12 protein-coding genes are annotated in these 12,363 nt (G+C 45.2%); 7 read left to right on the top strand and 5 right to left on the bottom strand.

From position 1 onward, the window contains the following. Positions 1–2 precede the first annotated feature (2 nt). The 3 genes from B3O12_RS00220 to rpsT all read right to left on the bottom strand — a co-directional run bounded on the left by B3O12_RS00220 (position 3) and on the right by rpsT (position 1,769). Positions 3–620: a DUF1684 domain-containing protein gene (locus B3O12_RS00220; RefSeq protein WP_189628262.1), complete on the bottom strand. Its 618-nt coding sequence runs from the start codon at positions 618–620 to the stop codon at positions 3–5. Between the two features lie 98 nt (positions 621–718). Continuing rightward, positions 719–1,408, bottom strand: a complete 690-nt coding sequence (gene radC, locus B3O12_RS00215; protein ID WP_189628261.1) for a RadC family protein — start codon at positions 1,406–1,408, stop codon at positions 719–721. Between the two features lie 109 nt (positions 1,409–1,517). After that, entirely contained in the window at positions 1,518–1,769 is a 252-nt protein-coding gene (gene rpsT, locus B3O12_RS00210; RefSeq protein WP_189628260.1) for a 30S ribosomal protein S20, read from the bottom strand. A 197-nt stretch (positions 1,770–1,966) separates the two neighbouring features. On the opposite strand from rpsT, the gene B3O12_RS00205 reads away from it, so the two are divergent. Together B3O12_RS00205 and B3O12_RS00200 are read left to right on the top strand one after the other, a co-directional pair. After that, positions 1,967–2,713 (top strand): membrane or secreted protein, encoded by a 747-nt coding sequence (locus tag B3O12_RS00205; RefSeq protein WP_286754876.1) that lies wholly within the window; start codon positions 1,967–1,969, stop codon positions 2,711–2,713. Positions 2,714–2,823: 110 nt separating this feature from the next. Continuing rightward, positions 2,824–3,327: a hypothetical protein gene (locus B3O12_RS00200; protein ID WP_286754875.1), complete on the top strand. Its 504-nt coding sequence runs from the start codon at positions 2,824–2,826 to the stop codon at positions 3,325–3,327. Positions 3,328–3,336: 9 nt separating this feature from the next. Here B3O12_RS00200 and ytxJ read toward each other — a convergent pair whose 3' ends face one another. Next, a complete protein-coding gene (ytxJ, locus tag B3O12_RS00195; RefSeq protein WP_286754874.1) occupies positions 3,337–3,645 on the bottom strand; it encodes a bacillithiol system redox-active protein YtxJ in 309 nt (102 codons plus the stop codon). A gap of 66 nt (positions 3,646–3,711) precedes the next feature. After that, a complete protein-coding gene (locus tag B3O12_RS00190; RefSeq protein ID WP_286754873.1) occupies positions 3,712–5,691 on the bottom strand; it encodes an alpha-ketoacid dehydrogenase subunit alpha/beta in 1,980 nt (659 codons plus the stop codon). Between the two features lie 84 nt (positions 5,692–5,775). Between B3O12_RS00190 and B3O12_RS00185 the strand changes: the two genes are divergently transcribed. The 5 genes from B3O12_RS00185 (at position 5,776) to B3O12_RS00165 (ending at position 12,361) form a co-directional block, all read left to right on the top strand. Beyond that, positions 5,776–7,029 (top strand): M16 family metallopeptidase, encoded by a 1,254-nt coding sequence (locus tag B3O12_RS00185; RefSeq protein ID WP_286754872.1) that lies wholly within the window; start codon positions 5,776–5,778, stop codon positions 7,027–7,029. Beyond that, a complete protein-coding gene (gene ispF, locus B3O12_RS00180; protein WP_286754871.1) occupies positions 7,019–7,498 on the top strand; it encodes a 2-C-methyl-D-erythritol 2,4-cyclodiphosphate synthase in 480 nt (159 codons plus the stop codon). Before B3O12_RS00185 ends, ispF begins: the two co-directional genes overlap by 11 nt. Continuing rightward, positions 7,495–8,088 (top strand): tRNA (5-methylaminomethyl-2-thiouridine)(34)-methyltransferase MnmD, encoded by a 594-nt coding sequence (locus B3O12_RS00175; RefSeq protein WP_286754870.1) that lies wholly within the window; start codon positions 7,495–7,497, stop codon positions 8,086–8,088. Before ispF ends, B3O12_RS00175 begins: the two co-directional genes overlap by 4 nt. Before the next feature lie 162 nt (positions 8,089–8,250). After that, positions 8,251–8,649: a hypothetical protein gene (locus B3O12_RS00170; protein ID WP_189628253.1), complete on the top strand. Its 399-nt coding sequence runs from the start codon at positions 8,251–8,253 to the stop codon at positions 8,647–8,649. Position 8,650: 1 nt separating this feature from the next. Next, on the top strand, positions 8,651–12,361 hold the full coding sequence (locus B3O12_RS00165; RefSeq protein WP_286754869.1) for a T9SS type A sorting domain-containing protein: 3,711 nt from the start codon (positions 8,651–8,653) through the stop codon (positions 12,359–12,361). The last annotated feature ends 2 nt before the right edge of the window (positions 12,362–12,363 follow it).

The raw sequence follows: 12,363 nt of genomic DNA, 5'->3' as shown, positions 1-12,363 counted from the left end.
GTTTAATCGTTTTTGTAAATTTTTTCACCGGCTTCTATGGCTACATTCAACATGTTTTCTCTCGGGGGGATAGGGCAACTATACTCTGGGTTAAAGTGGCAGTAGGGATTGTAAGCGGTGTTGAAATCTATAACCACCGAATTGGTGTTTCTATACATCACATCAACATAGCGGCCGCCACCGTAGGTTTCGATAGCACTGGTTTCATCGGCAAACATAAGCGATAGCTTGTTGGCGTTGCGTTCTTCCCAGTCCTGATAGAGCATTACTGTGTGCTCCCTTTCTTTAAGTTTAAAGGTTGCTTTGGCAAAAGGAATGTACTTGAGCTGCTCTCCTGTGGTGGACTCTATAAATATGGGCTGCTTTTTTTCAGTGAGTTCTATTCTTGCGGTTACTTTATAGCTTTCATCAATCGGGTAGTAGTTGAGCCCCTTAAAGTTGAGCTTGTCTTCTTCGAGTAGGGGCGAAGAGGAGGAGAGCATAAAGCCGTTTTTGTCTTTTCGCTCGGTCTCCAACCGAGCTTTGTAATCTGCAGAGCTCTCGCCAATGGTCAGGAAGTTGAAAATGGTAATGGCTACTATGGCTACAATTAGTAGAATGAACAAGTTGCTCTTTTTCATAAGGCTTGAGGCTATGCTGTGTTAGCGTATTTTTCAGAACGCGAAGTTAAGGGTGGTAGTTTAAAAAGTGAAGCACAAGTGTTTTGATGGTCAGTTCCCTAGAGCAGGGCTTCATCGGCAAAGCTAAAGTAGCCGTTGTCAGTAAAAATAATGTGATCTAGCACAGGTATTTCAAGAAGTTTGCCGGCATGAGCTAATTTTTCGGTTAGCTGAAGGTCGGCCCGGCTGGGTTTTAGATTTCCGCTGGGGTGATTATGCACCAGTATTATACCGCTAGCAAGATCTTCCAGAGCCTTTTTGAAAATAACTTTTGGGTCTGCCACTGTACCACTCACTCCTCCCAGGCTAATGGGTCTCTTATTAAGTACCTGATTGCTCCTGCTTAGCATAATTACCCAGAATTGTTCTACGGGTTGGTCGAGTAGTTCAGGCGAAATGGCCTCATAGGCATCGGCAGAGCACTTAATTCTAACTTTGGCTCGTTGTTCGCCTGTTTTTCTTCTTCGGCCCAACTCCAGGGCGCTAACAATGCTAATCGCTTTGGCTTCTCCTATTCCTTTGAATTGCATCAGGTCACTGACGGAGAGTTTAGCCAGATGGTTAAGGTCATGGTTTACACTGGCCAGTATTTTCTTTGATAATTCTACTGCGCTGAGCTCGGTAGAGCCTGAGCCAATGAGTATGGCAACCAATTCTGCATCCGAAAGCGTAGTGCGACCCTTGAGCAGTAGCTTTTCTCTGGGGCGATCCTCTTCTGCCCAACTTTGTATACCCAGTGGTTTCTCCATTATTCAATAATAAAGAAATAATGTGGTAAAATTTGATTGAAAATAAATTGAAGGCACAAAAAAACCGAGTAGTAAGTACTCGGTTTTCAAAATTTCTTTAACCTATGATTTAGAGGCTGTTTACCAGTTTAGTCAGTTTAGACTTTTGGTTAGAAGCTTTGTTTTTATGAATGATGTTTTTCTTAGCAAGTTTATCCAACATGCTGATAACTTTCTTCAAAAGCTCTTGTGCTTCAGACTTATCAGAAGTATTTCTCAATCGCTTTACAAACGTACGAGTCGTTTTGTTCTGATATCTGTTTCTCAAACGCTTTGCTTCGTTTGATCTGATCCTCTTTAATGCTGACTTATGGTTTGCCATTTAATTTCTGCTTTCTGAATTGGGATGCAAAGATAGGTCTAATTCAATAATTTGCAAAGCATGGTAAAGAAATTTAAAGCCTAAGGTTTTGGCGCACAGCAATTACCCTCTCGCAAGCCATTCCAGAGCCTCAAAATTGACTCTGCCACTCTAATTGATTTCAAAATTACGTATCTTTTCCTCTTAAATGCTTGGCTATGAAATATTTAATAATTCTTCTTGCCTTTTGGGCTGCCCATGTTTTCCCGGGCTCTTCAGTTTCTACCGGTGAGTTTAGGGCCAATGCACTGGAAGGTGCCTGGGAGCTAGAAACTGTAAATGGTGAGCACTATGCACATAGGGCTGTGTTGCTCATTGAAGAACCTTATGTTTTTTACACCGAGTTCGATGAGGAAGGGAAGCGTTTTATTGGTAGTCAGGGAGGAATGGTAGAAATCATTGCCAATAAACTGTTTTATACCAATGAGTTCAATACCTGGGACGAAAGCCAAATTGGGCAACGTGTAGAGATGACGGCCGAACTGAAAGCGAATAAAGTAACTTTTAGCTATACCGTTGGGGAAGCTACGAATACCATGGTTTTTAACCGAATTGATACGGGTAACAGCGACCTGGCCGGAGCGTGGCGCATTACCGATAGAATGCAGGAGGGCGAAATGCGTGCCATGTCGCAGGGGGCGAGAAAGACCATAAAAGTAATAACCGGTACCCGCTTTCAATGGGCGGCCTACAACCCTGAAAATAAGCAGTTTTCAGGAACAGGGGGAGGGACCATTAGCCTGAAGGATGGTAAGTATACTGAGCACATTGAGTTTTTTTCGCGAAACCCGGATAGGGTGGGGGCATCGCTTACTTTTAATTATGAGGTAAATGGCAACAAATGGGTGCATAGCGGGTTGAGTTCTGCCGGTGAGCCTATTAAAGAAATCTGGACAAGACAATAGCCCTCTTAAAACTCCTCGCTCTTTTTGGCACGGTAATGGAATAGATAAGCACAATGCATTAATTACCAGGTCCGGACCTTGAAGTAAGTTTTAAACTAAAGATCAAGGTTATGAAAAGAGTAATACTAATTATATCAGCAGTGTTTTTATTCTTTTCTGCCTCTGAGATGTTCGCACAACGAGGAAGGCAGAGCGATAGGGATAGAGACCGGAGAGAAGACAGAAGAGAAGATGTGCGCAGAAACGATCGTCACCGCGATCGGGATGAGATAAGAGATCGTCATGGTCGATCGGTTCGTGTGATTGACTGCAGGGTTTACAGAGATCGTGGTTGGAGATATGACAGACGACCGACTCCTGTAAGAAACACCAGGGTTTACTACGATTATGATTTCCGTAATGGCCGGAGAATAGCCGTGCGAAGAGGGTACCGACCAAGTAACCGTCATATTTGGGTGTCAGGTTACTGGCACTACGATCACCGGTTGAGACGCGATATTTGGATAGACGGCCATTGGAGTGTGAGAAGGTCTCACCATAGATGGGTGCCCGGACATTATCGGGTGTTTAATGGCATAAGAATTTGGGTAGAGGGGTGTTGGACGGTTTTTTAACTTGTTCAGCTATTGATCGCTGATTAAATCGTTAGCCGAAATTGATAAATGGGAAGCATGGTATACCGGCTTCCCTTTTTTTATGAGTATTACCTGGGGCGATTCATGTGCCACTCCAAATGAGGCAGATACTTGGTTAGATATGTTCCGGTGAGCAATTAAGTCGAGGTAATAACTCTTTATTGACGAATGATTATGGCTCCATTCTCTCTCTAACCTGCCAAGAGCCATGGAAGAAATACCGCAACGCGTGCTATGCTTATAAATTAGTACCGGGTGTTTGTGACTCTCTTCAACAATGGTTTCTAGTTGGCTCATTGTTGTGAGTGGAGTCCATTGCATACCGCAGGATTCGCGCCTTTTATCTTTTTTCCAGAACATATCTTAGTAGTCGTACAGCTCGGTTACTTTACTTTTAAGTCTTTTTTGTGGCAAGAAGTTTTCTTCCAGTGTTTTGGTAAAAGGTACAGGAGTGTCCAGACTAGCCAATCTCATAACAGGTGCATCGAGCCATTGAAATAGGTGTTCCGATATCCAAGCCGCTATTTCTGCACCAACTCCGCCTATCAGGGTGTCTTCGTGCAATACCAAAACTTTATTTGTTTTCTTCACCGATTCACTCACGGTTTCTTTGTCCCACGGAGATAAAGTGCGCAAATCTACGACCTCTACTGAAATATGGGGAAGCTCTTCGGCTAAGGATTTTGCCCAATGCACTCCCATGCCATATGTGACGATGGAAAGATCGTTACCCTCTAATGCCACCTGAGCTTTTCCTACCTCCAGGGTATAGTAATCGTCCGGTATTTCCTGGCTCAAGGAACGATATAACGCCTTATGCTCAAAATACATGTAAGGGTTGGGATCTTCGATGGCTGCGTTCAATAGCCCTTTGGCATCGTATGGGTTAGAGGGGTATACTATTTTTAACCCCGGGGTATGAAAAAACCAGGCTTCGTTCGATTGTGAGTGGAAGGGACCCGCCCCAACTCCGGCCCCCGTAGGCATTCTCACCACCACATCGGCCTGTTGCCCCCAGCGGTAATGGATTTTGGCCAGGTTATTCACTATCTGGTTAAATCCGCAGGTTACAAAGTCAGCAAACTGCATTTCTACTACCGACTTGTAGCCGTTAATGCTCAACCCCAGTCCTGTGCCAATTATAGCCGATTCACATAGCGGTGTATTTCTAATTCGGTCTTTACCAAAAGTATCAATAAAGCCCTCTGTAATCTTGAAAACGCCTCCGTATTCGGCAATGTCCTGCCCCATAACCACCAGGTTTTCAAACCGCTCCAGGCTTTGTTTTAGTCCATCTGAAATGGCGTCTACAAAACGCTTTTCTGTTTTCGTCTTGCTTTCAGGAGCCTTTGCACGAGTTTCATACGGGAAGAACATATCGCTAAGTTCTGTTTCTTCCTTAAACTCAGGCAGGCTTTCGGCATAGGCTGTGTCAAGGCCTTTGTCAATTTCGGCCTTTATTTCTGCTTTGTAATTATCAATAAGCTTTTCAGTGAGTATTTTTCCTTTAAGAAGGTACTGCTCGTAGTTTTCCACCGGATCTTTCTTGGCCCAGTGTTCCATGAGTGCTTTGGGCACATATTTGGTGCCGCTGGCTTCTTCGTGGCCGCGCATACGAAAAGTGAGTGCCTCAACAATAACAGGTCTGGGGTTTTTGCGAATTTCTTTGGCCCACTGACTCACCGTTTTGTGAACCTCCAGTATGTTGTTGCCATCTACTTGTACAGCTTCAATTCCGTAAGCCGGGCCTTTGGAGAGAAAGCTGTCGAATTTAAATTGCTCATGGCTTGGTGTAGAAAGACCATAGCCATTGTTTTCGATTACAAAAATGACCGGCAGATCCCATACGGCTGCCACATTGAGGGCTTCGTGGAAGTCGCCCTCCGAACTGGCTCCGTCACCGGTAAAGACCAGTGTTGCTTTTTTGTCTTCCTTCAGACGATTGGCAAGGGCTATCCCATCGGCCAGTGCCATTTGAGGTCCCAGGTGTGAGATCATTCCCACAATATGGTGTTCTCGGGAGCCGAAATGAAAAGAACGATCTCTACCCTTGGTAAAGCCACTTAGTTTGCCTTGAAACTGAGCGAAAAGTCGGCTGAAGGGAACGTTTCTACCGGTGAATACCCCCAGGTTTCTATGCATTGGTAGAATGTATTCGTCTTGATTCAGGGCTTGAACAGCACCTACTGATACGGCTTCTTGCCCAATGCCGGAAAACCATTTGCTGATTTTTCCCTGCCTTAGCAAGATGAGCATTTTCTCTTCTATTAGCCTTGGGGTAATAAGTTCCTTGTATAGATGAAGGAGTTCTTCGTTGCTGTAACCGCTCTTGTTAAATCTCATAGGTGGGTGATATAGCGAACAAAAATAAAGTAAAGGGCCGATTGCGAAAATTAAGGGGCATTATTTTTAATTTCGCTGTCTGACATGATTCCATTCGAAAGTTTTACTCTGGACAACGGGCTGAAGGTGATCGTTCATGAAGATCATAGCACACCTATGGCTGCATTCAATTTACTTTATAAGGTTGGAGCCAGAGACGAGCACCCTGAAAAAACTGGTTTTGCACATTTATTTGAGCATTTAATGTTCGGGGGGTCTCGTCATGTGCCTCAGTTTGATGAACCCTTACAGCGTGTAGGTGGCGACAATAATGCCTTTACAAGCAACGACATTACCAACTATTATATCACCCTGCCGGCTGTTAATCTGGAAACAGCCTTCTGGCTGGAGTCAGACCGTATGCTCAGCTTGTCATTCGATCCGAAGGTGCTGGAGGTGCAAAGGTCGGTAGTTATAGAAGAATTCAAACAGCGATATCTTAATCAGCCCTATGGAGATGCCTGGCTCAAATTGCGTCCGCTGGCTTATAAGGAACATCCTTACCGTTGGGCTACCATAGGCAAAGAGATTGCCCACATAGAGCAGGCCACCATGGCCGATGTGAAAGAGTTCTTTTACACTTACTATCTACCCAACAATGCTGTTTTAGTTGTGGCCGGAGATGTTTCGTTGGTAGAGGTTCAGCGTTTGGCCGAAAAATGGTTTGGGCCAATACCTGCAGGAGCTGAGGTGAAACGCAATATTCCCCCCGAGCCTGTTCAGTCAGAGTACAGGCAGCTCGAAGTAGAAGAAAATGTTCCGGTTGATGCGCTTTATATGACCTTCCATATGCCCGGCAGAACCGATCCTCAGTATCATGCCACAGACCTTTTGAGCGATGTGTTGGGTAGGGGTAAATCGTCCAGGTTATATCAGCAGCTACTTCAGAAAAAGAGAATATTCAACAGTATATCGGCCCATGTTTCCGGATCGGTAGATCCGGGATTGTTGGTCATTGAAGGTAAGCTCAATGGGGGACACCCCATTGAAGAGGGTGAAGAGGCTATTTGGAATCTGATTGAAGATTTTAAACAACATGAGCTCGGAAAAGCAGAGGTTGAAAAGGTTAAAAACAAAGCAGAGTCGACTTTAGTCTTCTCAGAACTGGAACTACTCAATAGAGCCATGAACCTTGCTTATGCAGAAATGTTGGGAGATGCCAATCTGGTGAATCAGGAAAGGGAGATGATTCGAAAAGTTAGGCCGGAAGATATACAAAGGCAGGCTGAGCATTTGCTTGTGCGAGAGAATGCCTCTGTTTTAAGGTACAAATCAAATCAATTAAGTAATGAAAATTAGGGTAGGGTTCGGTTACGATGTACATCGGTTAGAAGAAGGCAAAGCGTTTTGGTTAGGCGGAATTCAAGTGCCACATACTCATGGCGCTGTGGGGCATTCCGATGCCGATGTGCTAATTCATGTGATATGCGATGCCCTGCTTGGGGCTGCCAATATGCGCGATATTGGATATCATTTTGCAGACACTGACCCACAGTTTAAGGGTATTGATAGTAAGGTTCTGCTTAGGCGCGTAATGGAGCTTATTCGAGGGGCGGGTTACGAGATTTCTAACATCGATTCAACAATTTGCCTTCAAAGACCCAAGGTTAATCCTCATATCCCGGCCATGAAGGCTTGCCTTGCCGAAGTTATGGCAGTGGAGGAAGAGGATGTTTCCATAAAAGCTACCACTACCGAAAAACTGGGTTTTGTGGGGAAGGAAGAAGGGGTGGCTGCCTACGCTACCGTATTGATTTATAAATCATGAGTGGTTCGGTTAAGCTCATAGTTACCTCAGATGGGTCTCATTCTTTGTATAACCCCGAACTCAAAGAAACCTATCATTCAACCCATGGTGCTTTGAGCGAATCTCTTCATGTGTTCATTAAGGAAGGTATTCAACGTATGTTGGCCACGGGCTTCAAGGTTTTCCATATTTTGGAAGTTGGTTTTGGTACGGGTTTAAATGTAATGCTGGTTTGGGACTATGCTCTAAAGCACGCTCAGAATGATTTTCATGTAACCAGTTTGGAGCCTTACCCTCTGCCAGAAGAGATTTACAGTGGCTTAAATTATGCAGAAGTACTGAATGGAAGCCTTACCAAAGCCGACTTGCTTAGGCTTCATCAAGCGGAGTGGTCTGAAAAGCAGATTTTAGCTCCCAATTTTAGTTTGTTGAAACAACCCTGCAAGTTGGAAGATTTTACCACAGACGAGAAATTCAACCTGGTGTTTTATGATGCTTTTGCTCCCAGCAAGCAAGCCGAACTTTGGGGTATTGAGCCACTTGAAAGTATCTATAATAAGATGGCCAATGGAGGTTTTTTTGGTGACTTATTGTGCGCAAGGGCAGTTTAAACGAAATCTGGCCGGATTGGGCATGGAAGTAGAGACTTTAAAAGGGCCTCCCGGTAAAAAGGAGATGGTACGCGCCAGAAAGATCTAAGTGCTAAAATTGAGTAGGTTTTCTCTCTTGTCCGTTCTCAATATTGTGTATATTTCGAGATAAAACTACTACCAATGATATTCAAAAAATGGTGCTATGCATCATCATTTCTACCTTACGTAATAATTGGCTTGCTTACCTTTTCATGTACTAAAAGTCAGTTTCCAACCAACGAAAACGGGGTAATTCAGGCACAAACCGAAAGCATGAGAAAAGACGCCCTACGAATAAAAGGCAAAGTGTTAGGCACTCCTGAAAAAGTGGGCGATAGGCTTAGCTATACTGTAGAGATTCTGCAGGTGGTAGATCAGGGGGGCACTTTTGCGGGCATAGAGCCACGCATTGGAGAAAAGGTAACGCTAATTGCCCCTACCAATGCCCGATTTAAAAATAATAGTGAAGTGATCCTGGATGTCCTTTCTCCCATTAACCGACCGGAGGGGAGTTTGGTCTTAAATATGATTATAGAATAGAATGAAGAGGAATTGGAAGAAATTACTGGTTGGCAGTGCAGGACTGTTTTTGCTGGCCGTTGCGGTGTTTACAAATCGGCCTGTTGAACAGAAATACAGCTACTCTGTCCGGTCGTTGAGCATGGGAGCCATTCCCACCGAATTGATGGATCGGTTGGAGGAAGACGAAAGTGAAAACCCCATTGAACGCCTGGAGTTTGAAATGGGCCAACTCGTAGACCCCAGAACAGGGCGGTTGCCGGAAAATATTTATGAACGAGAGCTGGAATATGCTAAAACCAAACTCAGCCAAGCTGTAAATGCGAGCCCCAGCAGTGTGAGTCCGTTTTCTTTTGGCAAACAAGCCAAAGCCCAGAATAGCCAGAACTTTACCAATGTGGGGCCATATAATATTGGAGGCCGAACCCGCGCAGTAGTTATTGATGCTACCGATGAAAACATAATAGTGGCCGGTGGAATTGCCGGGGGGGTATGGAAAAGTACTGATCAGGGGCAGACCTGGGCCAGAAAGAGCGGTTTGCAGCAGCACCCAGCTATTACCAGTATAGTGCAAGACACCCGAACCGGTAAAACCAATGAGTGGTATTACTCTACCGGGGAATTCACTGGCAATTCGGCCTCGGCTAGCGGGGCGTTTTATCTGGGAAATGGCATTTATAAATCTACCGATGGCGGAGAAACCTGGTCGCTCATTCAGGCAACGGCAAAAGCCGGTACCTCTGAGAGTGATGTGGTAACCAGCACCGACCGCTTTAGTATCATCCATCAGCTAGCCATCGATAAGTCGGCCTCTTCGGGCACAGAAATTTATGCGGCCGGGCTCAGCGAAATTATTCGCAGTACCGATGGCTTCGAAACGTTTGAAGTGGTGCTTGGAGCTAACAATACCGGAAATAACTTTTCTGATGTAGCCGTAAGCTCTTCCGGAAAAGTATATGCGGCCATTGCTAACAGTAGCTTTAATGGTAACAATCGTGAAGATGGATTTTATAAGTCTGATGATGGTTTGAGCTGGACCAAAATCCAGCCACCTTCCAATTTCCCAAGTAGCTTCGACCGCTTTGAGATTGCCATCGACCCTAACGATGAAAACAAAGTGTACTTTGTGAGCGGCAACAGGCTGTTTGCCTATAATGAATCGGCAAACTTCTGGACCGATCTTTCAGCCAACATCAATGTGAGTACCGGAGATGTAGGGGCCGGGCATGGCTCGCAGGGAGGATATGATCTATACGCTGCCGTGCACCCCAGTGACCCGAACGTTATATTCCTTGGTGGGGTAAACCTAATCAGGTCTACCAATGGCTTTGGTACCACTGCTCAAACCAAACAGGTGGGAGGCTACAACAACGACAATAACCCGAACAGTTTTCCGCGGTATCCCAATCATCACCCCGATAATCATGCCTATGCATTCTTTCCTTCTAACCCGAACCGTATGATTTCGGCTACCGATGGAGGTTTGCATCTAACCGAGAACAATAAGGCCAATGTAAGTGCCAACAATCCCATTACCTGGAAGAGCCTGAACAATGGCTACATTACCACGCAGTTTTATCATGCCGATATTCACCAGTTTGATCTGGGCGATCCGCAGTTGGCCGGAGGAATGCAAGACAATGGAACCTGGGCAAAATTCACCTCTAATGCCAAGGAGAATTGGGTAGAAGTTTTTGGAGGAGATGGTGCCTTTACGGCCATTAACTATAACTCCATTTTTGCGTCATCTCAGCGAGGAAACCTTATTCGATATGAGCTGCAGGGCAATGAATATAATTTTGTAGGCAATATTTCACCGACCGACAATGACAGTGATTATCTGTTCGTCAATCCATACCATGTAAATCCTGTGCATCAAGACCAGGTATTTGTGGCCGCAAGAGGCCGAGTGTTTTTCACCAACGATGTGCGAAACAATCCGGGAGAAGGGCAGTGGTCTACTATAATTAATACCAACCTGGCCACTCAGCAGGTATCGGCTCTCGATGTGTCTTTTCAGCCCGAGGGAGTACTTTACTTCGGTACTCGACAAGGCGGGGTATATAAGGTGGCCAATACAAAAGATCTGGCCGATCAAACTGAGGCGCAGTTAATATCAAACGGTCTGCCTTTTGCCAATATTTCGGGCATAGCTGTGGACCCTCAAGATGCCGATAAGGTAATTGTTACATACTCCAACTATGGTTTGGTGAGTGTTTGGTACACCGAAAACGGAGGACAAAGCTGGCATTCTATTTCGGGTAATCTGGAAGAAAATCCCGATGGTTCGGGAGCCGGGCCATCTGTGAGAGCTGTAGAGATAATGCCCGATGGTGCAGGGGGGAACTACTACTTTGTAGGAACTTCTGTAGGGTTATACATGACAAAGGCACTGGACGGTGACAATACGGTTTGGACACAGCAAGCATCACAAAGCATTGGTAATGTAGTCGTAGCAAACATTGTGGCTCGTCCGGTAGAAGGCATGATTATGGTCAGCACCCATGGTAACGGTTGTTTTTATGGGTACTACGATGTGGAAGGAGTGGTGGCAAACATCAATTACTCCGTTAGCGAAAATGGTCGAGCGGTTACTTTACGCGGCAACATATCGTATAATGCCAGTTTTCCAATGAGCTATCAATGGCTTCGAAACGGACAGGAAATTGATGGAGCCAACTCCGCAGAACTAACTGTGGCCGAAGGTGGCGATTATCAGTTGCGCCTGGGTATTCAGGGAGTGGAAGGAACCGGGCTTTCAAATGTAGTTTCTTTAAACCTGGATGGCCAGGCTCCAAAAATAGTTTCCATCAACCGTTTCAATCCGGCCACAGAGGCCACAGATGGTACATCAGTAGAGTTTGAAGTCACCTTCGATGAAGAAGTCATTAATATTAGCGCAGATGATTTTGAGACTACCGGAACAGCTTCGGGTGTAGTAGACAACGTGGCGGTGGTTACAGCCGGTCAGGTATTCAGGGTTACCGTGAGAGATATAGGAGGTTCCGGAACCTTGGGCTTGGGAGTGGCCGCTTCAAACGATATTGAAGATACTTCGGGCAACGCCTTTGCCGGTACTATAGAATCGGAACAAACGTATACTATTACCGATGTGACAGCCCCCGGTGCATCACTCACCCGCAATGATCCCGGCACTGAAGTTACCAACCAGAACACCGTTTCGTTTACCCTAACCTTTACTGAAAATGTACAGAATATGGATATAAGCGATTTGGAGTTGTCTTCCAGTGCTCCTTCGGCAGAGATAAGCGAACTGCTGGCAGTTACCGGTACCAGGGTATTTACCGTGACGGTTTCTAATATTGCGGCCGATGGGGTAATTGATATCAATTTTGTGTCCTCTCAAGATGTACAAGACCTGGCAGGCAATGATTTTGATGGTAGTTTCACTCAAAAAGAAACCTATACCATTGAAAATGTAATTGCTTCTATCGACAATGAGTTGATACAAAATGCCACCACAATTGTGGTAGACGCTAACCCTTCCAATGGAGTGTTTCATCTGGTATTACCGCGAACTTTCTCGGGAGCGGTAAGCTATCAGGTCATAGATGCTCAGGGCAGAAGCGTGACCATGAATGAAGTGAAACAGTATCAGAGAGGAACTCAAATCAGGCTCGATTTGCGATCTTCGGCAGATGGAGTTTATATTTTCGAGGCTGTAAACGCCAATAGAAAGGCCAGTGTCAAGCTGTTGAAAAGAAGTCGTTAGGG

This window comes from Roseivirga sp. UBA838 (assembly GCF_002296035.1).
Classification (GTDB): domain Bacteria; phylum Bacteroidota; class Bacteroidia; order Cytophagales; family Cyclobacteriaceae; genus Roseivirga; species Roseivirga thermotolerans.
The sequence above is the reverse complement of the archived record's forward strand: the minus strand, read 5'-3'. Positions and strand labels throughout refer to the sequence as shown.